We start from the raw sequence: 25,232 nt of genomic DNA, 5'->3' as shown, positions 1-25,232 counted from the left end.
GACGGCGCGCCGCTCGCTGAGGGCTGCGCGCTGCTCTCCACACGCTCCAACCTGCCAGCGCCCCACCGGCGCTTTCCAACTCGTCCAGAGGTTCGACCACGCCATGGCTATCGAAGCATCCGGGGCCGCGAGCGAACTCGTTCAGGTCGTCTCCCTCCTTGCCGCGGGCGTCGTCGCCGTTCCGCTGTTCAAGCGGCTCGGGCTCGGCTCGGTCCTCGGCTACCTCGTGGCGGGGTTGGCCATCGGGCCGTTCGGCGTCGGCCTCTTCACCGACGCCCATGCGATCCTTCATGTCGCCGAACTCGGCGTCGTGATGTTCCTCTTCATCATCGGATTGGAGATGGAGCCGTCGCGGCTCTGGGGCATGCGCCGTGAGATTTTCGGTCTCGGCCTCGCTCAGGTCGGCGCCTGCATCGCCGCGCTCACGCTCGTCGGCGTCACCATGGGGTTTCCGGTCGTCGTGGCCTTCGTGGCCGGCACCGGCTTCGTGCTCACCTCGACCGCCATCGTCATGCAGCTCCTCGAAGAGCGCGGCTCGCTCTCGACGCCGAAGGGCCAGCGGATCGTCGCCATCCTGCTGCTGGAGGATCTCGCCATCGTGCCGCTGCTGGCCGCCGTCGCGCTGCTGGCACCCGGTGGCGCCGAGACGAGCGGGACCGAGCGCGTCATCGCCGTCGCCATCGCCCTGGCTTCCATCGCCGCGCTCGTGGCCGCGGGCCGCTGGCTGCTCAACCCTTTGTTCCGCTTGCTCGCCGCGGCCAAGGCGCGGGAGGTGATGACCGCGGCCGCGCTGTTGGTCGTGCTCGGCTCGGCTTTGGCGATGCAGCTCGGCGGTCTCTCCATGGCGATGGGAGCGTTCCTTGCCGGCGTGCTGCTCTCGGAATCGAGCTTCCGCCACCAGTTGGAGGCCGATGTCGAGCCGTTCCGCGGTATCCTGCTCGGCCTGTTCTTCCTCGGCGTCGGGATGTCCCTCGATCTGGCGGTGATCGCCGCGAATTGGGGGCTGATCCTCATGAGCGTGGCCGCCTACATGGCGGTGAAGAGCCTCGTCATCTACGGCGTCGCCCGCGCCCTGCGGACCAAACATGCCGAGGCATTGGAGCGGACGGCACTGATGGCGCAGGGCGGCGAATTCGCGTTCGTGCTCTACGCGGCCGCCGCGAGTGTCGGGATCATCGACGGCACGACCAACGCGATCCTCACGGCCACCGTCATCCTGTCGATGGCGATCACGCCGCTGACCGTCATCGCCTTCGATCATTTCGGGCCGAAGGCCACCGCGTCCACGGACGGCGTCGAGGCGCCGGAGGATCTCGTCGGCAGTGCCCTGATCATCGGGTTCGGCCGCTTCGGGCAGATCGTCAGCCAGCCGCTGATCTCGCGCGGATGCTCGGTCTCGATCATCGACACCAACGCCGACAACATCCGCCTCGCCGAGGGGTTCGGCTTCAAGGTCTATTACGGCGACGGCGCCCGGCTCGACATCCTGCGTGCGGCCGGTGCCGCGACGGCGCGGGCGATCCTGATCTGCATCGACGACCGCGCCATGGCCAAGCGCATCGCCGAGCTGGCCAAGGGGGAGTTTCCGCTGGTTCCGGTTCTGGCGCGCGCCCGTGACCGTGAGCACGCGGTGGAGCTGATCGAGGCCGGCGTCGCCTTCCAGATGCGCGAGACGCTCGAGTCGGCCTTCGCCCTGGGTGAGCAGGCGCTGGTGACGATCGGGGCCGATCCGGACGCGGCGGGCGAGATCATGGCCGAGGTCCGCCGCCGCGACGCGGAGCGCCTCGACCTGCAGGTCGTCGGCGGCATCTATGCCGGCCGGGAGCTGATCCGGGGGAACGCGTCCATGCCGTCGCATGGGCATGGCTGAGCGGCGTCACATGGCAGGGCGTGGCGTGCTGGACGGCAGGCAGCGGAGAAAGAGGGCCGCCCTGGGATGCGGCACCAAGGGAATGCAGGCCGTAGATGCAGGGCGCGGCGTTCGCCTGTAGAGAAAGCCGGGAGACGGGCGCATCCGGCCGGCAAGTGACTCCGGGCGTCTCGGAGAAGGGGTTCGAGGCGCACCATGGCCAGCCATCTCGGCTTTGCCTTCTTGGCCGGCCTCCTCTCGGTGCTGTCGCCTTGCGTGCTGCCGCTGCTCCCGCTGGTGCTGGGCGCGGCGGTCGCGGAACACCGGCTCGGGCCCGTGGCGCTCGCCGCCGGTCTGGCGCTCTCCTTCGTCGCGATCGGCCTGTTCATCGCGACGATCGGGTTCGCTATCGGCCTCGACGGTGACCGGTTTCGCGCCGTCGGGGCGGTGCTGCTGTTGCTGCTCGGGATCATCCTGATCGTACCGGCGGCGCAGAACCGGTTCGCCGTCGCGGCCGGGCCGTTGAGCAACTGGGCGGAGCAGCGATTCGGTGGGGTTTCGACCGCCGGGCTGGCGGGCCAGTTCACCGTCGGCCTCCTCCTCGGCGCCGTATGGAGCCCCTGCGTCGGCCCGACCCTCGGCGCGGCCTCCCTGCTCGCGGCTCAGGGGCGCGATCTCGGCGGCGTCGCACTTACCATGCTGGTGTTCGGCCTCGGGGCCGCCCTCCCCCTCGTCGCCCTCGGGATGCTGTCACGCGAGGTGCTGATCCGTTGGCGCGAGCGGATGCTGGGCCTCGGCAAGGGGCTCAAGCTCACGCTCGGCGTGATCCTCGTCGCCACCGGCGTGCTGATCCTGTCGGGCTATGATCGGGCGCTGGAAACCGCGCTGGTCGACGCCTCGCCGGATTGGCTGACGGCGCTCACGACGCGCTTCTGAGCAAGGGGCCGCGCCGCCGCTTCGGGTAAGATGCGGTTCCAAGTAGGCGGAGCGGTGGGCGAGGCCGGGCGTTTCCCGGCCGTGGCTATCGTCGCCCCAGGAAAAGAATGCTCGACGCAGACATCTACGAGCGGATGCTCGACACGGCCGCCACGGTCGCCGAGCCGTTGCGAGCGACCATCGCGGCAATCGGCCTGATCGAGATCGCGCCGCCCGCACATGCCAGCCTTGCCGAGCGTCTGTTCGTCGAGGTCGTCAACCAGCAGCTCTCGACGAAGGCCGCCCTCTCGATCTGGACACGGATCGAGGCCGCCGCCGCGGCGCAGAGCGGCACGCCGCGCGATCTGTTCGTTCCGGGCACCGAAGCGCTCCTGCGTGGCTGCGGCGTCTCGGCGAACAAGGTGCGGGCGCTCCACGCGATCCGCGAGGCGGAGGAAGCCGGTCTGCTTGGCGCGGATCTCGCGGCGTTACCGCATGCCGAGCGCTCGGCGGTCCTGCGCCGCATCCGCGGCGTCGGGCCCTGGACCGCCGACATGGCCGGCATCTTCCACTTCCTCGATCCCGACATCTGGCCTGTCGGCGATGTCGCCGCCGTCGGCGTCCTGCGGCGGCTCACGGGGATCGAGGACAGTGTCGCGGTGGCCGCACGCTTCGCGCCGTATCGCTCGATCCTCGCCCGCTACATGTGGCGCAGCCGGGACGCGGTGCCCGTCACCGGCTGATCCCCTCAGCGGCCCGCCTCGAAGAAGGGCAGGAAATTCTCGAGCCAGTTGCGCAGCCAGAGTTCGGCGGCCTGTTTGGCGGCCTCCGGCTCCTGCGCATGGCCCCAGATGTCCTCGGCGAGCGGGCTCCACCACGTCCAGAGCCGGTTCGACCCGTCATACTCGACGGTGGCGACCTCGATCGCGCCGACGCGGCCGGTGAAGCGCTGCAGGGGCACCTCGGAGATACCGCCCTGCGTCCAGATGATCGTGTCGTTCGACATGGTGCCCCAACGCGAACGGCCCCGTACGCGTTCGCGCCAGTCCGCCGCCGATTGCCGATGATGCCGAAACGCGACGATCGCCGCCATTCACAGCGCGCAACGACGTTCGGACTTGACCGGATCGAACTGATCCGGCAAGCGCGCGTTGTCCGCTTATCGTCGCCGTGCGCGCGATGCGCGGCCCCACAGGAACTTCCGACCCCAATGCCCGACGACAGTAGTCGATCGACCACGCCGCCTTCGGCCACCCGCGTGTTCTGCGCCTGATCGTCTGATCCGGCTCACCCGCGACCGGCCTTGGCGGCTGGTCCGACAAGAGGTGAGCCATGACTGACTCCAATGTCATTTCCCGCCGTGCGCGCGCTCGCGCGGCGAAGTCCGGCCGTAACGGCAGTGTCGTGCTCGTGGTGGCGCTCATGATGGCGCTCGTCTTCGTGCCCGTACTGGCCCTTCACGCGGCGGCGTTGTCTGGCGCGGTGGCCGGCGACGAGCCACGCCCCGACGAAGTGGCCGCTGCCGTGACCCATAAGAAGGTGCCGGGTTAAGGCGTCGTCCTGATCGGGGTTGCCGGCGCTCAGCGATCCCCTTCGAAACCTGCCCGACGAACGAAAAAAGGGGACGCCATGCGGCGTCCCCTTTTCAATTCGCGCGGCCGCCGTTCAGGCCGCGCGCACCGTCGCGAGGAAATGCGCGACTTCCGCCCGCAGATGCTCGGATTGCAGCGACAGCTCCGAGGCCGAGGCCAGAACCTGCGTGGCGGCGGCTCCGGTTTCCTCCGAGGCCTGTGCCACGCCTGCGATGTTGCTGGTCACTTCGCCCGCGCCCACGGCCGCCTGGGAGACGTTGCGCACGATCTCCTGGGTTGCGGCGCCCTGCTCTTCCACGGCCGCGGCAATGGTGGCGGCCACCGCGTTGATCTCGCGGATGCGGCCGGTGATGCCGCCGATCGCCGTCACCGCCTGACCGGTGGCGCCCTGGATCTGCGCGATCTGCCCGGAAATCTCCTCCGTCGCCCGCGATGTCTGCGCCGCGAGTTCCTTCACCTCGCTCGCGACCACGGCAAAGCCGCGCCCGGCCTCCCCGGCCCGTGCCGCCTCGATGGTGGCGTTGAGCGCGAGCAGGTTGGTCTGGCTGGCGATGGTGGCGATGAGGTTCACGACATCGCCGATCCGCGCGGCGGCCTGGCTCAATTCGTGGATGAGGACGGCGCTGTGGTCCGCCTCGCCGACGGCGCGCTGGGCCATCTCCGCCGAAGTGCCGACCTGCCGGCCGATCTCGTGGACCGAGGCGCCGAGTTCCTCCGCAGCGGCGGCGACGGTGCCGACATTGGACGCCGCCTCCTCCGCCGCCGCCGCGACGGTGGTCGATTGGCTGGCGGTTTCGGTGGCAGTCGCGGTCATCTGCTGGGCGGTCGCCTGCAGCTCGGTCGCCGAGGACGACACCATTCCGACGACACCGCCGACGGCACGCTCGAAACCATCGGCCAACGCGATCATGGTGCGGCGGCGCTCGATGAGTGCGGCCTCGTCCGCCACGCGCTTGAGTTCCGCCTGCTCGGCCGCTTTGCGCGCGACGAGCGTCTTGATCGCCTCGACGGCGCGGGCGACGGCGCCGATCTCGTCGCCGCGGCGAGCCTCGGCGATCTCGGTCTCGATCTCTCCTTCGGCCATCCGCTGAAGCACGCGCACGAGCCGGCCGATGGGGCGCACGACCCCGACGATCACGATCACCCCGAGCAGCCCGAAAGCCAGCAACAGGCCGGCGACCGCGATGACCGTCAGCGCCAGAGCGGCGGACGAGCCGACTTCGGCGGCCTCCCGCTTGGCATCCTCGAGATCACTGATATTGGCCGCGATGCGCTTCTGGATCGCCTCGATCGCCTTTGTCCGGACCGGGCGTACCTCATCCGCAGAAACCTTGAACGCCTGCTCCTTCTGGTTCTTCAGACCCAGGGCGATCGAACGCTCGACCGTCGCGAAGAAGCCGGAGATCGTCGCTTTGACCTCGGTCAGCATCGCCCGGCGCGCGTCGGTATCCGCGATGGCGATCAAGTGGTCGGCACCGCTCAGCGCCCGCGCCCGCGCCTCCTCGAACTGCTGGTGCTGCGCCGACAGGATCGCGGCGTCGGTCTCGAGGATGATGTTCTTCTCGCTGATAACGGCCTCGTCGATGGCGAGGGCGGTCTGTAAGGCGGTGATGACCCGTGCCGCGCGCACATCGACGACCTCCTGTGTCCCGCGCTGCAACTGGCCGAGCGTATTCCGCGCCAGACCGACGATGCCGGCCGCGACCACCGCGACCAAGGCCACCGGAATGGCGAGTTTTCCGATCAGCTTGAGATTTGTGAACCAGCGCATCTGTTCGCGTCGCGGGGACCGTCAAAGAGTATCCGCGCGCGGCCCCGGTCGCCTCGGATCACAATGATGTGAGGCATGCAGGGTTAAGAATCGGCAACTCGAAGGATCGATTGTTAGCGGAGGTTGATAACTACATATGTTGTCATGGCTCAGACGGTTCGATAGCCACTGGCAGAACCAGATTTGCTTCTCCGAGAAAAATGCGTTCGCGTTTTAGCCTGTCATGACGGGGCGGGCGCGGGCGGCCGAAAACTTCCCGCTCGCCTGAAGCGGACCTGCCCTGAAGCCGGTCTGCTTCCGCTCGCGGCGCCCTTGGCGTAAGGCGCGAGCGCTCCCTTCCCGGCACACCGCCCCCAGACCCTCAACCAGGCCTCGCGGACGCATGATTCGCCTCGACAAGATCGGCAAGCAGAACGGTCGTCAGATCGTCTTCATCGAGGCGTCCGCCGCCCTTCAGAAGGGCGAGAAGGCCGGCCTCGTCGGCCCGAACGGTGCCGGCAAGACCACGCTCTTCCGGATGATGACCGGGCAGGAACAGCCCGACGAGGGGCAGGTCTCCTCCGAGCGCGGCATCACCATCGGCTATTTCAGCCAGGATGTCGGCGAGATGGCCGGACGCACCGTCGTCGCCGAGGTGATGGACGGGGCCGGCCCGGTCAGCGTCGTCGCGGCCGAGCTGAAGGAGCTGGAAGCCGGTCTCGCCGATCCCGACCGGGTCGACGAGATGGAGGCGCTGATCGAGCGCTACGGCGAGGTCCAGGCCCGCTTCGAGGAGCTCGACGGTTACGCCCTCGAGGGCCGCGCCTACGAGGTTCTGGCCGGTCTCGGCTTCTCGCAGGAGATGATGGACGGCGATGTCGGCCGGCTTTCGGGCGGCTGGAAGATGCGCGTCGCGCTCGCCCGCATCCTGCTGATGCGCCCCGACGTGATGCTGCTCGACGAGCCGAGCAACCACCTCGATCTGGAGAGCCTGATCTGGCTCGAAGCCTTCCTCAAGGGCTATGACGGCGCGCTGCTGATGACCTCGCACGACCGCGAGTTCATGAACCGCATCGTCTCCAAGGTCATCGAGATCGATGGCGGCACGCTCACCACCTATTCCGGTGATTACGGCTTCTACGAGCAGCAGCGGGCGCTGAACGAGCAGCATCAGCAGGCGCAGTTCGAGCGCCAGCAGGCGATGCTCGCCAAGGAGATCAAGTTCATCGAGCGCTTCAAGGCCCGCGCCAGCCATGCCGCGCAGGTCCAGAGCCGGGTGAAGAAGCTCGACAAGATCGAGCGGGTCGAGCCGCCGCGCCGCCGTCAGACCGTCGCCTTCGAATTCCAGCCGGCACCGCGCTCGGGTGACGACGTCGCGATGCTCAAGGGCGTGCACAAGCGCTACGGCAGCCGCATCATCTACGAGGGGCTCGACTTCTCGATCCGGCGCAAGGAGCGCTGGTGCGTCATGGGCATCAACGGCGCCGGGAAATCGACGCTGCTGAAGCTCATCACCGGCACGGCGGAGCCCGATGCCGGCACGGTGGCCGTCGGCGGCAGCGTCAAGCTCGGCTACTTCGCCCAGCACGCCATGGACCTGCTCGACGGCGACCTGACCGTGTTCGAGGATCTGGAAAGCACCTTCCCGCAGGCCGGCCAGGGCTCGCTGCGGGCGCTCGCCGGCTGCTTCGGCTTCTCCGGGGACGACGTGGAGAAGCCCTGCCGCGTGCTGTCCGGCGGTGAGAAGGCCCGGCTGGTGATGGCCAAGATGCTCTACGACCCGCCGAACTTCCTCGTCCTCGACGAGCCGACCAACCACCTCGACATCGCCACCAAGGAAATGCTGATCAACGCCCTGACAGGCTTCGAGGGCACGATGCTGTTCGTGAGCCACGACCGGCACTTCCTGGCCGCCCTGTCGAACCGGGTGCTCGAAGTCACCGGGGACGGCATCCGCCAGTATGGCGGGGGCTACTCGGAATATGTGGCCAGCACCGGGCAGGAAGCGCCGGGGCTGCGAAGCTGACTCGCCCTCACGGATCGAGCGCGAGACCTTCGTAGCGGGCGACGAGACCGGGCGGCGCGACGATCCGCCAAGCGGTCAGAAGCACGTCGCGCAAGGTCTCCTCTTCGACGAGGTCGAGTTCGAGGCTCGTCCAGCCGCGCGCGCCCCAGGCGCCCGGCACGGGCTCGCACGCATCCGGCTCGGCCTCCAGCCACAGGGCTTGCGCCTCGGGCGTCAGCCGCACGACCACCCGCGCCTCGTCGGTCCAGAGGGTGGCGAAGATCCGCCCGCCGATTCGGTAATCGGGATGGCCCTGATGCGCGCCCTCGACCGCCTCCGGCAGCATCAGCGCGAGGGCGCGCACATCCTCGGGCAGGCAGGACATGGCCGCGCGCTACGCCCGGCTCGTCGGCGCTTGCCACGCGGTGCCCGGATGCTCGCGCACATCGCCGTTCTTCGTTCCCGTGTCGCTGTCGCTCACCCACTCGCCCGGCTCGGCGATCTCGACGATCTCGTCCTCGGGGTAGGCCGCCTCGACGAACAGGCGCGCTTCCCCCTCGGCCGCCGCCCGCACGGTCACAAGGGGGCGCTCGCCGTCCGTGCCGCGCACCCGCGCGATGAAAAGCTTCGTCATGGCTCGTATCCTCCCGCCACATCACAAGGAACCGGTCAACGCCCACGCGGCGGAAGGGATCACCCGAAAATCAGGACAAGCGAAACGACGACGCTGACGATGAACACGGCAAGGCAGATTCACGCCCATCCGCGGTCGGAACGCCGTTCGGGTCAAGCAGCGCGCCTCAAGCGCCGGTCCAGGCCTCGTGGACCGGTCCGCGGACGGTGTCCGGCTTGGACTCACCGATGAAGATCACGACAGGGCCGTGCGCGGCGCGTCGGGGATCGTAGAAGTCGAGCAGGTCCGGCGCGATGTCTTGGAAGAAGCGCGGACGCACGCCCTCCGCGCGCAGCAGATGGTCGATGACGACCTGATCGCCGTGCACGGCGTTGGGGACCGGGCCGCAGGATCCGGCCGTCATCCAGCGCTCAGGCTCGGCCGCGAAGCGCTCGTAGAGCCCGGCAAGTTCGTCTCCGGACCAGCGCAGAAGGGCGCTGGAGAGTCGGCCCTTGTGAAAGTAGTCCTCCATTGCCGCGAGGCCGGGCTCGGCCAGGGTATCGGCCGGGCCGGTGAAGACGGTGTCGAGGTCGCAGAGCAACGTCGTGCCCTCGGTGAGACCGGGGCGGAACGCCTCCATCTTCGCCCACCAAGCCGGCCAGTCGTGGCGCAGGGGCACACGCTCGACGCCCTCGACGACGAGCGGCAGGTCGGTGAGGCACAAGATCCGCTCGAAGGCCGGCGCATGGCGGCGCAGGCCGCGGGCCAGCCGCTCGACCCAGCTCGCATCGTAGCGCCCGCCGCTCTTCAGCACGGTGATCAGCGTGGACATGTCGGGCGGATCAATCTTCGAGAGGGTGCAGGTGCAGGCGCCCGGCCGCCTGGGCTTCCGCGAACCACGCGCGCTCGGCGGCCCAGGGATGTCCGGGCCAGCCGTCAAACCCGAACCCGTAGGCCTGCGCCGGATCGGCATTGCGGGGGCGGTCGTTGAGGAGCGCAAACGTGACGAGGAAGCCGGTGCTCGGGTTCGGGCGCCCGTCCGTCCGGGGCGCGAGGACGCCCCGCGCTTGGTCGTGAAGATCCTCGGAGAGGATGTGGATCGGCCGGCCCGTGGGGCGGAGCAGCGCCAAGGCTTCCCGGGTCCAGCAGATCGGCTCGGGGCCGTTCGCCTCCGCCGGCAGCATCGGGAAGGGCAGGATGAAGGCTTGCGCCGCCCGGATCACCGGGCGCTCGAGAAAGTGAGGGTCCGCCAACCATTCCCGCATCTGGCCGCCGCGGTTTACCAGCGCGAGATGCGTGACGCGCCCGCCGGTGCGGCCACCAAAGCCCGCCGCGTTGTTGAAGCGCACCACGCAATCCGCTTCATCGATCCCACGCGCCGCAGCGCCGATTTCCGGCGCATTGCCGACGATGGCCAGGGACGCCGCGGGCGGTAAAGCCAAGCGGTCTGTTTCGGGAAGATCGAAATCGGCGGGCACTGGCGGCTGGGGCTCGGGGTTTGAAGCGTGCGGAACAGCGAAGGTAAGGCGCCGGCGCGCCGCAACCAGAGCTTTGCCGGGATGCGAGGGTGCCGGAGTGATGACCATGCGCCGATGCTTCGTCTGCGCGGCCGACATGCTCGCGCCGAGCGAGCGGCATCTGACCTACCCCGATGGACATCGGCGGTTGTTTCCGCTCGCCTGCGCCTCATGCGGCGTCCTGCTCGAACGCGGAGCGGACGCATCCCGCTGCCGCGCGCAACTCGCCGAGGCTCTTGCTGGATCGATCTTCGCGTCCGATCCCGACGCGCCCTACGGGCTCGACCTCTACACCCTCCGCATTGCCGCCACCCGGCTCGGACGCGGCATCCGCCCGCTCGACGCCGAGGGCCACGCCGCTTTGCGCAATCCCCATGACGAGCACGCCGCGCGAGCCGACCTCTTCGCCCTTGAGGCGTGCGAGGAACGCCCCGTCTCGCTCGGTCTGCTCTGCCGTCCGTCCGAGGTCGATGCTGTGCTCGCGAGCCTGCCGACGCAGGCGAGCTGGACCGACGACATCGCGATCCTGCTCGATGCCGACATCACCCCGCCCTGTGCGGTGGCGGTCGCCGGGTTTCCCGCAGGGGCGGTGCGCGTCGTCGCCCGGCCGCTGGCTGGCGACTTCGCCGCGCAACGCAACGCGCTCCAGGCGCTGGCTCGCCATGCCTGGATGGTGCAGCTCGACGCCGACGAGACGCTCGATCCGGCCACCGGTCGCCTTCTGCCCGCGCTCGCAGCCCTTGCCGAGGCGGGCGCCGTCCGCTCGATCGGGCTGGCGCGGTTCAACCGCGTCGATGGCGTCCTCTCGGATGTCTACCCGGACGTCCAGTACCGGTTGAACCGCAGCGACGTCCGCTATGCCGGCCGGGTGCATGAGCGGCCGCAGCTCGCGGGCGGCTGGCCCGAGAGCTTCATCAGCCTCCACGGCGGGATCGAGCATCGCCTGAGCCGTGCCCATGTCGCGGCCCGCTCGCGCCGCTACGAGGCGCTGGATCCCGGCCGTGGCCGGCCGGAAGAGGAGGATGCGCTGCTGCTGCCGTACCGCGATTGAGATTTCGTCGGCGCAGTCACCGTCGGATCACCCGTGTCGCGCCGCCGCGGCCGCCGCCTCGTAGAGCGCCAGGGTCTCGCGCCCGAGGCTCGCCCTGTCGAACCGCCCCGCCGCCGCCAGAGCCCGCGCACGGTAGGCGCGGCGCAGGCCGGGATCGCGGAGGAGCGGGCGCAGGGCATCCGCGAGCGCCGGCCCGGTGGCCGCCTGTGCCAGGGAGCCCGCCCCGGAGGCGCCGACGAAGGCGCGGGCGCTTGCATCCTCCGCGCAGGCCACCACCGGCCGGCCATAGGCCATGGCCTCCTGGTAGACGAGGCCGAAGCTCTCGTAGCGGGACGGTGCAAGCACCGCATGGGCGTCCGCATAGGCCCGCGCCAGCGCGTCCGCATCGACACGGCCGCGGGCGCGGATGTAGGGCTGCGCCGCGTCGGGCAGATCCGGCGGCAGGTCGTCCGGCGGCACCCCGACGAGGTCGAGCCGGAAGGGCGGCAGGGCGCCTGCCGCCTGCTCCGCGGCAAGGATCGTGACCGCGGCGAGCAGGGCGTCGAACCCTTTGCGCGCCTCCGCCCGCCCGACGAAGAGCAAGCGCACGGGCACATCCGTCTCCGGATAGGCGGCGGTGCGGGCGCTCGAAAGAATCTCCGGCGGCAGGCTGAGGCCGATCACGGCGGAGGGTTGCCGCCCCGAAAGCCGGTAGGCCCGCGCGATCACCGCCCCGTGCTCGGCCGTGTTGGCGATGAGGCCGGCGCTGCCCCGCGCCTGGGCACGCTCCAGCGCATCGGCCGTGCGGCCGTCGAGGCGATCGCGCAGGCTGGCGCCGGTCCCACGGGTGAACGCGGCCGGGGTCGAGCTGCGCGTCACCAGGGGCAGGTCGCTACGGCGGGCGAGCAGCACGGCGGGCGCGTACCAGTTCGTCGCCTCGATCACGTCAAAGGGGGCGCGGGCATGGGCGGCCAGCACCGCCCGCCGGAACGCGAGCGGCGCGGCCAGATGCCCGGCCGAGCCCAATAGGCGCAGGCGTGCCAAGCGACCGCCGGGCGGCAGGGCGAGCCCTTCGACCCTGACGCGGCCGACCCGCTCGCGGCCGGTTCGGTCGAGGGTGAAGACGGTCACCTCGGCGCCGGCCCCAGCGAGGCTCTCGGCGATCTCCCGCGCCGCCGTCGACAGGCCGCTCGGCGCCGGCGGGTAGTCCCAGGCCAAAAGCGCGGTGCGCATCAGGCGGCGAGCAAGCGGCGATAGAGGGCGATGTAGTCGCGCGCCATGCGCTCGGCGGTGAACCGCTCCTCGAACCGGCGGCGCACCAGAGCGCGGTCGAGCTGCCCGATCCGGGCCAGGGCCGCGACGGCTTCGGCCTCCGAGGCGACAACGAAGCCCGTTACCCCCTCCTCGACGATCTCGGGGACCGAGCCGCGATTCCAGGCGATCACCGGCGTGCCGCAGGCCATGGCCTCGATCATCACGAGGCCGAAGGGCTCGGGCCAATCGATCGGGAACAGCAGCGCTTGTGCGCCGCCGAGCAGTTCGCCTTTCGCCCGATCATCAATGGGCCCGAGATAGGTCGCATCGGGCCCGAGCAAGGGGCGCACATGCCGCTCGAAATAGTCCGGATTGCCGACATCGATCGTGCCGCCGAGCCGGATCGGCAGGCCGGCGGCGCGGGCGACGCGGATCGCGGTGTCCGGGCGTTTCTGGTCGGTCATCCGGCCGACGAAGGCGACATGCGTGCCGGGCTCCGGCCGGAACGTGTAGCGGTCCCTGGCGATCCCGTGATGCACGACACCCGCCCGGTTCGAGGCCGGAATGCCGGCTTCCTGCGCCGCCGAGATCGCCGCGACCGGCAGATCGGGGAAGCCGGCGAAGAACAGCGCCCGGTCGAGTTCGTCCACGCGCCAATGCACCGTCGTCAGGCTCTGGCGCCGGCGCGGGCCCAGCAGCGCCGCATGGGCGAACTCGCCATGGCAATGCACGATATCGAACCGGTCGAGCCGCTGGCGCAAAGCTTCCAGTTGCAACGCATCGAGGGCCGCCGGAACCCCGGGGGGGACCTGCCGGTTCCGATGTTGCAGAGCCGCGAGGCTCGGATGATCGCCGACGCGCGGCAAGTCTGTCGCACTGTCCGATGAGGCGAACAGCGTTACGTCTATACCTAAGCTTCGCAGCGCCACGGACAGATCGTGCACGATCCTCTCGGTGCCGCCATGGTGTTCGGGGGGAACGGGGAAAATGTTCGGAGCGACTTGGGCGACGCGGATCACGTGTTGCACCTTACTCAATACATCCGGTCCGGATCGTCGCGTCACGACGAACGCCTGATGTTCGTTCTGCACATTGCTCTACAAGGCTGCCTGCGCGGCCGTGATGTCGTGTACGGCCTCACCTCGGACACCGGCGGGCATATCCGATATCTGCTCGATCTCGTCAGCGCCTCGGCTCAGGATCCCCGTATCGCGCGGATCGTGATGGCGACGCGTCGGTTCGAAGGTCCGCCCGGCCCGGATTACGCCGTGCCCGAAGAGCGGATCTCCGACAAGGTTGCGCTGGTGCGGCTCGCGAGCGCGTCGCCGGGCTACCGCTCGAAGGAGTCGATGCACGGCGAGGTCGAGAGCTACGCCGACAATCTCATCGCCTGGATCGGCCGGCAGCCCCGCGCGCCCGACATCATCCATGCGCATTACGCGGATGCGGCGGCGGTTGCGGGGATCGTCGAGGACCGGCTCGGCATCCCCTTCCTGTTCACGGCCCATTCGCTCGGGCGGGTGAAGGCGGCGATGGTCGGCGGCGGTGCCGAGCGCGACCTCGAACTCTCGCGCCGGATCGCGACCGAGGAGACGGCCCTGGCGCGGGCGAGCCTCGTCATCGCCTCGTCGCGCGACGAGGCCGAGGTGCAGTATGCCGGCTATGCCGCCTACGATCCCGGTCGCGCCCGCGTCCTGCCGCCGGGCAGCGATCTCGCCCGCTTCGCGCAGAGCCGCCCGCATCCCCGGATCGACGCGGCGATCGACCGGTTCCTGCACGATCCAGCCAAGCCGGCCGTGCTGGCGTTGGCCCGGCCGGTGGCGCGCAAGAATCTGGCGGCCCTCGTGCAGGCCTATGGCGAGAGCCCGGAGCTTCAGGCCTGCGCCAACCTCGTGATCGTCGCCGGCACCCGCGACGACATCGACCGGCTCGACGGCGACATGGCCGCGACCATGCGCGACCTCCTCGTGCTCATCGACCGCTACGACCTCTATGGCCGCGTCGCCTATCCGAAGACGCATCGCCCGGAGGACGTGCCGGCGATCTATGCCTATGCGCGAGAGCGCGGCGGCGTCTTCGTCAATCCGGCGCTCAACGAGCCGTTCGGCCTGACGCTTCTGGAAGCGTCCGCCGCCGGCTTGCCGCTGGTGGCCACCGATAGCGGCGGCCCCAACGACATCGTCGAGACCTGCGGCAACGGGCTGCTCGTCGATCCGCGTGCCCCCGCGACGATCGCTGCCGCCTGCCTGCACATTCTCACGGATGCCGCGTTCCGCGCCCGCTGCGTCGCCGGCGGCGCCCGCGCGGCCGCCGCCTATGATTGGGACCGGCACGCCGCCCGCTATCACGATCTGCTCGGTGCGCTGCTCGCGCGGAATCCGCCCCTGCGGACGCCGCGCCAGCTCCTGATCTGCGATATCGACAACACGCTCGTGGGATGTGAATCCGCCCTGGCGACGTTCCGGCGCTGGCGCAGCCGGCAGACGGGGCTGGCCTTCGGCGTCGCCACCGGCCGCTCCTTTCACAGCGCGATGGCGGTGCTGGAGCAGCAGGCGAGCCCGCGACCGCAGGTGATGATCACCTCGGTCGGCTCGGAGATCTACCATCTCGATACCAACGGCGTGACCTACACGGCCGACACCGCGTGGCGCGAAGCGGTCTCGAACGACTGGGACCGGGGGGCGGTCAGTCTGGCGCTGAGCCGTCTCGACGGTCTCGTCCCGCAGGGCCCCCTGGAGCAGCGGTCGCACAAGCTGAGCTTCTTTGGCGACGAGGCGACGGCGCATCGGGTGCGCGATGGTCTCGTGCAGGCGGGCCTCCCGGCGAACGTGATCCACAGCCACGACCGCTACCTCGATGTCCTGCCCGCGACGGCCTCGAAGGGGACGGCGGTCGATCACGTCCGCGCCCTCTACGGGCTGCCGGAGCAGGCGGTGTTCGTGGCCGGCGATTCCGGCAACGATGTCGAGATGCTGCGCGCCCGGACACAGGCGATCATCGTCGCCAACTATTCGGACGGTCTCGCCAGCAACGCCGCGCTCAAGCACTCCTACGTCGCCCGCAGCTCGCATGCCCGCGGCATCATCGAGGGCGTCCTACATTTCCGCCGGGCCCTGGCCTATGCGTCGTAAGCCCCGCTTCGGCGCGTCCCCGTGAGCGGCATCGCAGTTCCCCCTCCCCCGGCGAGCGTGCTCACCCTGGTCCGCGGCCGGGCCGACCGCCTGCGCAACCTGATGCGCGGGCTCGCTCGCCAGACCCTGCGCCCGCGCGAACTGGTGATCGCCTGGATGCAGCCGGAGCCGGAGTCGGACCTGCCCGATCCCGGCTGCCCGGTGCGCCACCTCCACGTGCCCGGCGAGCCGATGCCGCTCGCCGCCGCCCGCAACCGGGCGGCGGCCGCGGCCAGCGGAGACCTTCTCGTCTTCCTGGACGTGGATTGCATCCCGGGGCCGACCCTGGTCGCCGCCTATGCGGACGCGGCCGCCACGGAGCGCGGACTGTTCCTCGGCGAGGTTCTCTACCTGCCCCCCGATGCGATTGCGGGCGGCACCGCTCCCGATCCCGCCGCGCTCGACCGGCTCGGCCGCGTCCACCCGGCCCGGCCTCCCCTGCCCGAGACCGGGCTACGGCGTGAGCCCGATGCGGGGCAGCTCTGGGGCCTGTCCTTCGCCCTGCCCGTCGAAGCGTGGCGCGCGGTCGGCGGCATGGATGAGTCTTACGTCGGCTATGGCGGCGAGGAGACGGATCTCGCCGCCCGCCTCGCGGGGTCCGGGCTGCCGACCTTCTGGGTCGCGGGCGCGCGGGCCTATCACCAGCACCACGCCGTCCACGTGCCGCCGCTCCAGCACTTTGTACCGATCCTCGCCAACGCGACGCGCTTCCGCGCGCGGCACGGGCGCTGGTGCATGACCTACTGGCTCGAACAGTTCCGCGCGGCCGGCTTGATCGCGTGGGACGCCGAGGCACCGGCCATCCGCGTCCTGCGCCAGCCGAGCGCGCCCGAGATCGCCGCCGCCCTCCGGCCGCAAGCGCTCTTCTCCTAGTCGTCCCGACGCCTTCCCGATCTCCTCCCGATCCGAGCCCCGAAACCGCGCCTCATGAAGAAACCCATCGCGTTCTTTGTCCATCACCAGGGCCGGGGCCATGCCAACCGCACCATGGCGGTGGCCGCCGAGTTCGCCCGCGACCGTCCGGTCTCGGTGCTGACCGCCGGCCCGCACCTGTTCGACGGATTCTCCCGCGACATCGAGATCGTCACGCTGCCGAACATGATCGGCGCCGCGGTGCCGACCCCGCGCCTCTACGCGGAGCCGACCCCGCCGGTGATGCATTGCGTGCCGTTGGGCCTCGCCGAAATGCGCTGCACCATGCGCCAGATTCTCGACCATCTCGACGCGCGGGACGTCGGGCTGTTCGTGGTCGATGTCTCGGCGGAGATCGCGCTGCTCGCGCGCATCGCCAGCATCCCGGCCGTCCAGATCCGCATGCATGGCGACCGCAACGACATCGCCCATATCGGCGCCTACGAGGCCTGCGTCGGAATGCTCGCCCCCTTCGACGAGCGGCTGGAGCAAGCCGACTACCCGGCGCAACTGCGCGCAAAGACCTTCTACAGCGGCGGCCTCTGCACCAGCGTCGATTGCGTGCCCGACCGCGCCGAGGCGCGGGCCCGGCTCGGCCTCGACCCGCAGCGCGAGATCGTCGTCGCGGTCACCGGCGGCGGGGGAAGCGGCACGCCCTACGCGCCGCTGACGGTCGCCGCCCGCGCCGCGCCCGACGCACTCTGGCTGACGCTGGGGCCGACGCACCGCGAGGGCCACGAGACCGACTTTGCCAACCTGCGCGAACTCGGCTGGGTGCCGTCGGTCACCGACTACCTCGCCGCGGCCGACATCGTGGTCGCCTCGGCGGGCGACAACACGGTGCACGAAGTCGCCCGCGTCGGCGGGCGCCTCATCGTCATGCCGGAATGGCGCTACTTCGGCGAGCAGACCCGCAAAGCCGAGGCACTGGTCCGCCTCGGCGCCGCCGTGCAGGCGCCCCAATGGCCCGGCGACTTCCAGGGCTGGCGCGATCTCCTCGACCGCGCCCGCCGCCTCGACGGGTCCATTCTGCACAGCCTCTACGCACCGAACGCAGCCCTGCGCGCGGCTGGCTGGCTTGAAGGGCTGACCGACGCGCTCTGGCAGGGCGGATCGGCCGCGCACGAGCCCGACGCCGCGCCGCTGCGTGTCGTCGCCGGCTGAGCGACCCGTCTCGATCCTCGTCCCCGATTGCCGGAGCCTGTCCCCCCGCATGCCCACCGTTTCCGTCGTCACGCTGGCCAAAGGACGGCCCGCCCATCTGCGCAACGTCCTCCTCGGGTTGGAACGCCAGACGCGGCCGCCGGCCGAATTCATCATCGCCGTCATGCAGGACGCGCCCTACGACCTGCCCGAGGTCGCCTTCCCGGTCCGCCAGATCCTGGTATCGGGCACCGAACTGCCGCTCGCGGCCGCGCGCAACCGCGGCGTCGCCGCGGCAAGCGGCGAGAACATCGTTTTCCTCGACGTCGATTGCATCCCGGCGCCCGACCTCGTGGCCGACTACGCCCAGGCGCTGTCCGAACTCGATGGTCTGCTGATGGGCGAGGTGCTGCACCTGCCCGAACACGCCACCGCGGGCGACTGGCGATATGACGACCTTGCAGCGGTGGCGGAAAAGCATTCCGACCGCCGCGGTCCGCCGGCGGCGGGCATCGAGATCTGCAACGATTACCGCTGCTTCTGGTCGCTCAATTTCGCGATCCGGCGGGCGACATTCCAGGCGGTCGGCGGCTTCGACGAGCGCTATACCGGCTATGGCGGCGAGGATACCGATTTCGGCAAGATCCTCGACGAGTGCGGCCTGCCCATCGCCTGGATGAAGGGCGCGCTGGCCTATCACCAGTACCACCCGCACCACATGCCGCCGATCCACCACCTCGACAGCGTGGTGCGCAACGCCGAATTGTTCGAGGCCAAATGGGGCTACCGCACCATGGGCCACTGGCTCTACGCCTTCAAAGTGATGGGCCTGATCGACGACACGCCGGAACAGCCGATCCGCATCCTGCGCCGCCCCGACGCCGAGGATCTCGCGCTGACCGGGCAGCAGAGCCATCAGCCCTACACCAACTCGGCTTCCGTCATCCGGCATCTGGAAGCGCGCGCACGCGAACGGGGCATGCAACCGGCCTCCGTGCCGGTGACGGCGTGAGGATCGCGCTCCTCGCCCATCTGCGCCACCCGATCGCCCCGCCCTTCGCCGGTGGGCTGGAAGCCTATACCTGGCACCTCGCCGAGGGGCTGATGGCGCGCGGCCACGAGGTCGTGCTCTTCGCCGCCGGCGACAGCGACCCGCGCTTTTCGATCGATCCGGTCATCCCGGTCCATCACGAGCGGAGCTTTCAGGGGCTGGAGCATCGGGGCGATCCGGGGCTGAAGGCGCATGTCGATGCGGGCTACGCCGCCGCCTGCGACCGGATCGCGGCCGGCGGCTTCGACGTGCTACACAACAACAGCCTCAGCCGTCTGCCGCTCGAGCGCCGCCGCACGGAAGCCGTGCCGACGGTGACCTCGCTGCACGTACCGCCCTACGATGCCTTGCGCTGGTGCGTGCACGCCAGTGTCACCCCCCGCCACCGCATCACCGTGACGTCGCGGGCGCAGGCGCAGGCGTGGTGGCCGGATGGGGCGCCGCCCGAAGTCTCGGTGCTGCACAATGGGATCGATCCCGCCGCATGGCCCTTTCAGGCGCACGGCGACGGCAGCGCCGTCTGGTGCGGGCGCATCGCGCCGATCAAGGGCACGCATCTCGCGATTCGCGCGGCGCGGCGGGCCGGCCTGCCCCTCACCCTGTTCGGTCCGATCGAGGAGCGTGAATATTGGGAGACGCAGGTCGCCCCGCTCATCGGCGGACCGATCCGTTACGGCGGCCATCTCGGCGGCCCGGCGTTGGCGCGGGAGATCGGCCGCGCCTCCGTCTTCCTGTTCACGCCGTGCTGGGACGAGCCGTTCGGGCTGGTGGCCGTCGAGGCCATGGCCTGCGGCCTTCCGGTGGCCGGCTTCGCCATGGGCGCGGCGGCGGAGGTCGTCGGTAAGGCCGGCTGTCTCGTTCCGCCGGGGGACGACGCGGCCCTCGCGCAGGCGATCGGAACGGCGCTCACGATTCCACGCGCGGTGCCGCAAGCACGCGTCCACCGCTTGTTCACCCGTGATCTTTGGCTCGACCGCTGCGAGGCCCTCTACGCAGGGGCCCGTGCCGGCTGACTCCGCTTGCCATCGATCCCCGTCTCCTCTCCGAGCCGAAGACATGACCCGACAGGACATCATCGCCGCCCTCTGGCATGGCCGCGATCCCTTCGCCGATCCCCCGGATACCCTCAGGCCCCTCGATCTGCAGGGCTGGCGCAGCGTTCACCCGTATCTGGAGGAGGCGGTGGTCCAGCACCGCCCCGGTGTGGTCGTCGAGATCGGAACCTGGAAGGGCGCGAGCGCGCTCTACCTCGCTCGCACGATGGCCGAGCACGGGATCGACGGCACCGTCATCGCGGTCGATACGTGGCTCGGCGCCGTCGATCACTGGATGGACGAGAGCCTTTTCACTGAACTCGCCACCGAGCACGGTTTTCCCAGTCTCTACCGCACCTTCCTGGCCAATGTTCTGCACCAAGGCCTCGCCGATCGGGTGGTTCCGCTGCCGCTCGACTCGGTGAACGCGGCCGAACTGATGCGCTTGCGCGGTGTCACCGCCGACGTGATCCATCTCGATGCCGGCCACGAAGAAGCATCCGTCGCCGCCGACCTCCGGGCCTGGTGGCCCGTTTTGCGCCCCGGCGGCCTGTTCATCGCCGACGATTACGACCGTCTCGGAGGCAGCTTTCCCGGCGTGACGCGCGCCGTGGACGCCTTCTGCGCCGAGTTCGGCGTGAAAGGGCCGTGGTCATTTCAGGGCAAAGCTAAGTTCGTGAAGCTTGGTTAGATTGAACTCTGCGATAGCCTAGGTTGGCGAAATTTTCGAATTCAGATTTCAAGTCTTAGTTAATGGCGAGAATGCCGAACTGAGCACCAACAACCGATCGTCGTTCGGTCATCCGGGCGACGAATCTCGGCATACCGCCCCGTTCCGGATCGTGATGTCGTCGCTGCGGATGACCGCGTGGAACCCGTTGCCGACATCGAGGCCCTGCCGAACGGTCCACCGGTCAAAGGGTGATCGCAGCCCGGAAACTGGCAGCGCCTGTTTGCCAAGTCCACCACAAGCTTCGTTTTCGACGTGGCGAGGCTCGGCCCCACTCCTGTGACGGCCCATTGAACGACCGCAGGCCGAAATGGGGGAGGTCGGCGGTGATCTGTCCCTGGCCCATCGTCGTCCCCGCACCATCCTCGAGCGACAGCACATCAATGCAGCTCAAAGCGTAGCGTTCACCCTGGGCGACCGACACCACCCCCAGGTTGTTTGACTCCAAACGGCGGGCTCGCAGGTTTCGGGAGAGTACACGCTTCCAAGTCGAACCGTGTCGTCGCGACCTTCTTCGGCCTCGCCCGCGAGAGACTCCGCTGGGATACGGGAAGGCGACAGCCACGCTCGGAACTTTACGAAGTCCCGCATCTGATCTCGCCTCATACCAAGAGCCTCCGCCCGACTCCGCTTTCCGGATCGCCAAGCCAACTTGGTCGAGCCCCCTAAATCACGGAACCGGATCCAAGGATCGAGGAGCGCTCTGCCCCGGCGAAGACCCGCGCTCAAAAAATCGTGGAATCGCGTGTGAACTTTTTTCGGTCGCCACACAGGGCTTTCAGAAGCTTAGCAGAAGGGAAGTGCCGCGACGCGCCGACGTTCCTGTGCCGAACGAGAGCTTCAGTCCATTGGCCGGGAGCCGTCGAGCGCAACCTCGAATGAAAGTCTGCGTACATTCGATGTGCTGAATCAAACGAAATAACCCTTTAAATCGGGATTTATTTCTTGTTTTGATAAGTAAAAAACCAATTAACCCAATTTGACGGCATAAGATGCTGTCATGCCGTGCAAGTGGAGGCTTAAAAATGTCGTCTGGATCCGCTCCTTCTGCTACATACAACACTTTCGTCGAGCTGAACCCTACCGATGCTGCCGCCAGCAGCTTCCGTGTTGGTAATATCAATCGAGATTTCAGCTTTTCGATCTCCGAAGATGGCGCCGGCAATGGTGTTTTGGGCGATACGCCCAATGAACTCGCGACTATCACGTCTAATCCCCCAGACTTCTTCAGCACGCCGAGAGATTACACCTATTGGGGCAAATCCGCAGATGACGGAGCAATTCTTCGATTTCCGTCTACCAGGACACCGGACGGGTTTAGTTATGCCATGTTCACGAATGGAACGACCCTTAGACAATTCGATACCGTCCCAAGTTCCAGCTTTGCGCAGCAGTCGCTCGTTCTCTGTTTCGTGTCGGGTACGCAGATCCTGACGACGCGCGGCTCGATCGCCGTGGAGGATCTGCAAATCGGCGACACCGCGGTCACTGCCTCCGGTCGCCATCGCCCGATCACATGGATCGGCCAGCGCCATCTCGGCAGCGACAGCCAGCCGATGCCCGCCGACCAGGCCCCCGTCCGCATCCGCGCCGGGGCGTTCGGGCACGGCCTGCCCGCCCGCGACCTCTCTCTGTCGCCCGGCNGACAGCCAGCCGATGCCCGCCGACCAGGCCCCCGTCCGCATCCGCGCCGGGGCGTTCGGGCACGGCCTGCCCGCCCGCGACCTCTCTCTGTCGCCCGGCCATCCGGTCCTCGTGGGCGCCGATGCCGACGGCCAGGGCGGTGCGCTCGTGCCGGTCATGTGCCTGATCAACGGCACCACCATCGCCCGCACCGATGCGGCCAGCGTCGTCTACTGGCACGTCGAACTGGATGCGCACGACATCCTGCTCGCCGAAGGCCTTCCGGCCGAGAGCTTCCTTGATTTCGGCTGCCGGCCGTTCTTCGAAGGCGCCTCCGACTTCGCCCTGCACAACCCCGACTTCGTGCCTCCGGGCCTCTCGGGCCGCTGCCGGCCCGTGGCCGTCGAGGGTCCCCTCGTCGAAGCCGAGCGCGCCCGGATCGACGCCCTCTTCGTCCAGACGCTGGCCGACGATTGCGCCTGGACCGACGACGTCGCCCTGGCCGCCGCTTAGGGCCGACGGCAGTCGAGTTCGCGAAGCCGGTCCGTTTCCAGATGCGCGTCGGCCCAGCCGCTAGGCCGACGCAAGACAGTATCGATTGTACCAACCGATAAAAGGGGCGAGCTATGGCATCGACACCGGCACCGACGCAGTCCTTCTCTCGATTCTACTCTTTGAGTTCGCCGTCAGGCGGATCTGGTCCGGACCAAGTCATCTCCGCGAGTCCGATCGGCGGAAGACAAGGCATCTACACCCTATCGGATCTGCCGGCAGCGACCGGATCCGACGACATCAATGTCCTGGGCGATACCCCGAACGACAATATGCGTGTTGTTCAGAATATCGACGGGACGGAAACGCCGTTCAACAACAGGGAGTATGTCGGCAAGCTCGCGGATGATGGCGGCGTCGTAGCAAGAACTTTCTCGTCGGCGCGTGGGGAGTACGTATACTTTTTGTATTCGAACCAAGTTCTCGAACCGAACACGCCGATCACGTTCTCGACGGAGCCTTTCGCTCTCTGTTTCGTGTCGGGCACGCAGATCCTGACGACGCGCGGTTCGATCGCCGTGGAGGATCTGCAGATCGGCGACACCGCGGTCACTGCCTCCGGCCGGCATCGCCCGATCACATGGATCGGCCAGCGCCATCTCGGCAGCGACAGCCAGCCGATGCCCGCCGACCAGGCCCCCGTCCGCATCCGCGCCGGGGCGTTNGCATCGCCCGATCACATGGATCGGCCAGCGCCATCTCGGCAGCGACAGCCAGCCGATGCCCGCCGACCAGGCCCCCGTCCGCATCCGCGCCGGGGCGTTCGGGCACGGCCTGCCCGCCCGCGACCTCTCTCTGTCGCCCGGTCATCCGGTCCTCGTCGGTGCCGATGCCGACGGCCAGGGCGGTGCGCTCGTGCCGGTCATGTGCCTGATCAACGGCACCACCGTCGCCCGCACCGATGCGGCCAGCGTCGTCTACTGGCACGTCGAGCTGGATGCGCACGACATCCTGCTCGCCGAAGGTCTTCCGGCCGAGAGCTTCCTCGATTTCGGCTGCCGGCCGTTCTTCGAGGGCGCTTCCGACTTCGCCCTGCACAACCCCGACTTCGTGCCTCCGGGCCTCTCGGGCCGCTGCCGGCCCGTGGCCGTCGAGGGCCCCCTGGTCGAGGCCGAGCGCGCCCGGATCGATGCCCGCTTCGTCCAGACGCTGGCTGACGATTGCGCTTGGGGCGAAGCCGCGGCGCACACCAGCTTCGCCTGAGCGCCCTGGTGTAGCGGCTCGCGTTCCACCCAGCGCGCAAGCCGCCGATTTTCAGCAATGTCATCAACGAGCGCCCGGCGCGTCGTCTCGGAACCAACATCCCGGGCGAGGCGCTGGGCGCTCGTTTTCGCGGTTCGGGATCACCGTTTCGGGATGCTTCCAGACCATGCCGCGCGACACGATTCGACCTGCGCTCCACCCCTCAAGCGCTTCCGGCAGGAGGTGAGACAGAGCCGAGATCTGATCGGTAATCCGAAAAAAGCGAGCCGATGCCGTGTCAGTTTGCCGGCCTCGTTGCACAGACCTTTCGAAACCCGACGGTCACCGCAATGAAGGTGGAAGCGCGATGACAGCAACGAAAGACTTGCAGGGGTCGATCTCCGTTCCGGGTCTCGGGCGGCGCTTGGCTCGAACCGTAGCGGCCGCGCTCCTGTTCGGCAGCCTCGCCGTGGCGGCGCCCGCCGTCGCGCAGGATGCGCCGCCGGTCCCCGCGGCCACGGAGACGCAACCGGCGGCGCCCGCCGCCGAAGCCGCTCCGGTTGCCGCAGCGCCCGCACAGCTTCCGGCCACGCCGCAGAAGCCGGCCCCGTCACACGACCTTTCGCCGATGGGCATGTTCCTGGCCGCCGGCCCGGTGGTGCAGGCCGTGATGGTCGTCCTCGCCTCAGCCTCGGTGGTGACCTGGACCATCCTGCTGGTGAAAATGCTGAGCCTCGCCATGGCCAAGCGGGGGATGCGGAACAGCCTTAAGGAGATCCGGTCCTCGGCGACCTTGGCGGAAGCCGGTCAGCGGGTGCGCCGCGGTGTCGGCGCTCTGCTTCTGGTCGAGGCCGAGGAGGAACTCACCCTGTCCCGGGGCCTGCCGAGCGAGGGCGTCAAGGAACGGACGGCGATCGCCCTGGGCCGGATCGAGACGATGGTCGGCAAGCGCATGGCCTCCGGCACCGGCATCCTGGCGACGATCGGCTCGATCGGCCCCTTCGTCGGCCTGTTCGGCACGGTCTGGGGCATCATGGGCAGCTTCATCGGCATCGCCAACTCGAACACGACCAACCTCGCGGTGGTCGCCCCCGGCATCGCCGAGGCACTGCTCGCCACCGGCATCGGCCTCGTGGCGGCGATCCCCGCCGTGGTGATCTACAACGCGCTGACCCGCTCCATCACCGGCTACCGGGCCATGACGGGCGATGCCGTGGCGCTCATCATGCGCCACCTCTCGCGTGACCTCGATCGACGCGAGATCGCCACCTACGGCGCCAAGTCCGGCATTCGCGTCGCGGCGGAGTAAG

General features: G+C 69.0%; 23 protein-coding genes and 2 pseudogenes. 17 read left to right on the top strand and 8 right to left on the bottom strand.

The window, feature by feature from the left end; genetic code table 11:
• The first annotated feature begins 103 nt into the window (after nt 1-103).
• The 3 genes from ASF53_RS08555 to ASF53_RS08545 all read left to right on the top strand — a co-directional run bounded on the left by ASF53_RS08555 (nt 104) and on the right by ASF53_RS08545 (nt 3,507).
• Nucleotides 104-1,870: a monovalent cation:proton antiporter-2 (CPA2) family protein gene (locus ASF53_RS08555; RefSeq protein WP_056196961.1), complete on the top strand. Its 1,767-nt coding sequence runs from the start codon at nt 104-106 to the stop codon at nt 1,868-1,870.
• Nucleotides 1,871-2,065: 195 nt separating this feature from the next.
• Nucleotides 2,066-2,785, top strand: a complete 720-nt coding sequence (locus tag ASF53_RS08550; RefSeq protein WP_056196959.1) for a cytochrome c biogenesis CcdA family protein — start codon at nt 2,066-2,068, stop codon at nt 2,783-2,785.
• A gap of 107 nt (nt 2,786-2,892) precedes the next feature.
• Nucleotides 2,893-3,507 carry a DNA-3-methyladenine glycosylase family protein gene (locus ASF53_RS08545; RefSeq protein ID WP_056196957.1) on the top strand — a complete coding sequence of 205 codons (615 nt, stop codon included), beginning with the start codon at nt 2,893-2,895 and terminating at the stop codon, nt 3,505-3,507.
• Nucleotides 3,508-3,512: 5 nt separating this feature from the next.
• Here ASF53_RS08545 and ASF53_RS08540 read toward each other — a convergent pair whose 3' ends face one another.
• Complete coding sequence (locus ASF53_RS08540) at nt 3,513-3,770, bottom strand: hypothetical protein (protein WP_056197131.1); 258 nt, start codon at nt 3,768-3,770, stop codon at nt 3,513-3,515.
• Nucleotides 3,771-4,096: 326 nt separating this feature from the next.
• On the opposite strand from ASF53_RS08540, the gene ASF53_RS08535 reads away from it, so the two are divergent.
• On the top strand, nt 4,097-4,315 hold the full coding sequence (locus ASF53_RS08535; RefSeq protein WP_056196955.1) for a hypothetical protein: 219 nt from the start codon (nt 4,097-4,099) through the stop codon (nt 4,313-4,315).
• 114 nt (nt 4,316-4,429) lie between these two features.
• On the opposite strand, the gene ASF53_RS08530 is transcribed toward ASF53_RS08535, so the two are convergent.
• Nucleotides 4,430-6,127: a methyl-accepting chemotaxis protein gene (locus ASF53_RS08530; protein ID WP_056196953.1), complete on the bottom strand. Its 1,698-nt coding sequence runs from the start codon at nt 6,125-6,127 to the stop codon at nt 4,430-4,432.
• Nucleotides 6,128-6,509: 382 nt separating this feature from the next.
• Between ASF53_RS08530 and ASF53_RS08525 the strand changes: the two genes are divergently transcribed.
• On the top strand, nt 6,510-8,132 hold the full coding sequence (locus tag ASF53_RS08525; RefSeq protein WP_056196952.1) for an ABC-F family ATP-binding cassette domain-containing protein: 1,623 nt from the start codon (nt 6,510-6,512) through the stop codon (nt 8,130-8,132).
• A 7-nt stretch (nt 8,133-8,139) separates the two neighbouring features.
• Here the strand turns inward: ASF53_RS08525 and ASF53_RS08520 are convergent, their stop codons facing one another.
• The 4 genes from ASF53_RS08520 to ASF53_RS08505 form a co-directional block, all read right to left on the bottom strand.
• Nucleotides 8,140-8,496 carry an MmcQ/YjbR family DNA-binding protein gene (locus ASF53_RS08520; protein WP_056196950.1) on the bottom strand — a complete coding sequence of 119 codons (357 nt, stop codon included), beginning with the start codon at nt 8,494-8,496 and terminating at the stop codon, nt 8,140-8,142.
• Nucleotides 8,497-8,505: 9 nt separating this feature from the next.
• The gene (locus ASF53_RS08515; RefSeq protein WP_056196948.1) at nt 8,506-8,745 is read right to left on the bottom strand and encodes a hypothetical protein; all 240 of its coding nucleotides are present in this window, start codon (nt 8,743-8,745) and stop codon (nt 8,506-8,508) included.
• 166 nt (nt 8,746-8,911) lie between these two features.
• Nucleotides 8,912-9,556, bottom strand: coding sequence for a hypothetical protein (locus ASF53_RS08510; protein WP_056196945.1), 645 nt, complete (start codon nt 9,554-9,556; stop codon nt 8,912-8,914).
• Nucleotides 9,557-9,566: 10 nt separating this feature from the next.
• On the bottom strand, nt 9,567-10,202 hold the full coding sequence (locus ASF53_RS08505; RefSeq protein ID WP_056196943.1) for a glycosyltransferase family 29 protein: 636 nt from the start codon (nt 10,200-10,202) through the stop codon (nt 9,567-9,569).
• A 106-nt stretch (nt 10,203-10,308) separates the two neighbouring features.
• Here ASF53_RS08505 and ASF53_RS08500 point away from each other — a divergent pair, with 106 nt between their 5' ends.
• Nucleotides 10,309-11,292, top strand: a complete 984-nt coding sequence (locus ASF53_RS08500; RefSeq protein ID WP_200943185.1) for a glycosyltransferase family protein — start codon at nt 10,309-10,311, stop codon at nt 11,290-11,292.
• A gap of 27 nt (nt 11,293-11,319) precedes the next feature.
• Here ASF53_RS08500 and ASF53_RS08495 read toward each other — a convergent pair whose 3' ends face one another.
• Nucleotides 11,320-12,504, bottom strand: coding sequence for a glycosyltransferase family 4 protein (locus ASF53_RS08495; RefSeq protein WP_056196938.1), 1,185 nt, complete (start codon nt 12,502-12,504; stop codon nt 11,320-11,322).
• On the bottom strand, nt 12,504-13,544 hold the full coding sequence (locus tag ASF53_RS08490; protein ID WP_056196936.1) for a glycosyltransferase family 4 protein: 1,041 nt from the start codon (nt 13,542-13,544) through the stop codon (nt 12,504-12,506). Before ASF53_RS08490 ends, ASF53_RS08495 begins: the two co-directional genes overlap by 1 nt.
• A gap of 57 nt (nt 13,545-13,601) precedes the next feature.
• Between ASF53_RS08490 and ASF53_RS08485 the strand changes: the two genes are divergently transcribed.
• The 11 genes and pseudogenes from ASF53_RS08485 to exbB all read left to right on the top strand — a co-directional run bounded on the left by ASF53_RS08485 (nt 13,602) and on the right by exbB (nt 25,231).
• Nucleotides 13,602-15,656, top strand: a complete 2,055-nt coding sequence (locus ASF53_RS08485; protein ID WP_056196934.1) for an HAD-IIB family hydrolase — start codon at nt 13,602-13,604, stop codon at nt 15,654-15,656.
• Nucleotides 15,657-15,677: 21 nt separating this feature from the next.
• Complete coding sequence (locus ASF53_RS08480; RefSeq protein ID WP_200943184.1) at nt 15,678-16,568, top strand: glycosyltransferase family 2 protein; 891 nt, start codon at nt 15,678-15,680, stop codon at nt 16,566-16,568.
• Nucleotides 16,569-16,622: 54 nt separating this feature from the next.
• A complete protein-coding gene (locus tag ASF53_RS08475; protein WP_056196930.1) occupies nt 16,623-17,771 on the top strand; it encodes a glycosyltransferase in 1,149 nt (382 codons plus the stop codon).
• 49 nt (nt 17,772-17,820) lie between these two features.
• Entirely contained in the window at nt 17,821-18,762 is a 942-nt protein-coding gene (locus ASF53_RS08470) for a glycosyltransferase family 2 protein (RefSeq protein WP_056196927.1), read from the top strand.
• Nucleotides 18,759-19,814 (top strand): glycosyltransferase family 4 protein, encoded by a 1,056-nt coding sequence (locus tag ASF53_RS08465; RefSeq protein ID WP_056196925.1) that lies wholly within the window; start codon nt 18,759-18,761, stop codon nt 19,812-19,814. Before ASF53_RS08470 ends, ASF53_RS08465 begins: the two co-directional genes overlap by 4 nt.
• A gap of 43 nt (nt 19,815-19,857) precedes the next feature.
• Complete coding sequence (locus ASF53_RS08460; RefSeq protein ID WP_056196919.1) at nt 19,858-20,526, top strand: class I SAM-dependent methyltransferase; 669 nt, start codon at nt 19,858-19,860, stop codon at nt 20,524-20,526.
• A 1,031-nt stretch (nt 20,527-21,557) separates the two neighbouring features.
• Nucleotides 21,558-22,208: pseudogene (locus ASF53_RS26975) on the top strand (Hint domain-containing protein); the annotation flags it as partial.
• A gap of 1 nt (nt 22,209) precedes the next feature.
• Nucleotides 22,210-22,701 (top strand): Hint domain-containing protein (locus ASF53_RS26575; RefSeq protein ID WP_286134233.1); only part of this gene is annotated, 492 nt, incomplete at its 5' end.
• Between the two features lie 113 nt (nt 22,702-22,814).
• A pseudogene (locus ASF53_RS26405) lies at nt 22,815-23,404 on the top strand (Hint domain-containing protein); the annotation flags it as partial.
• A 56-nt stretch (nt 23,405-23,460) separates the two neighbouring features.
• Entirely contained in the window at nt 23,461-23,943 is a 483-nt protein-coding gene (locus ASF53_RS26265; RefSeq protein ID WP_286134257.1) for a Hint domain-containing protein, read from the top strand.
• A gap of 346 nt (nt 23,944-24,289) precedes the next feature.
• Complete coding sequence (gene exbB, locus ASF53_RS08445; protein WP_056196916.1) at nt 24,290-25,231, top strand: tonB-system energizer ExbB; 942 nt, start codon at nt 24,290-24,292, stop codon at nt 25,229-25,231.
• Nucleotide 25,232: the final 1 nt, after the last annotated feature.

The sequence above is a fragment of the Methylobacterium sp. Leaf123 genome, from assembly GCF_001423405.1.
Classification (GTDB): Bacteria; Pseudomonadota; Alphaproteobacteria; order Rhizobiales; family Beijerinckiaceae; genus Methylobacterium.
The sequence above is the reverse complement of the archived record's forward strand: the minus strand, read 5'-3'. Positions and strand labels throughout refer to the sequence as shown.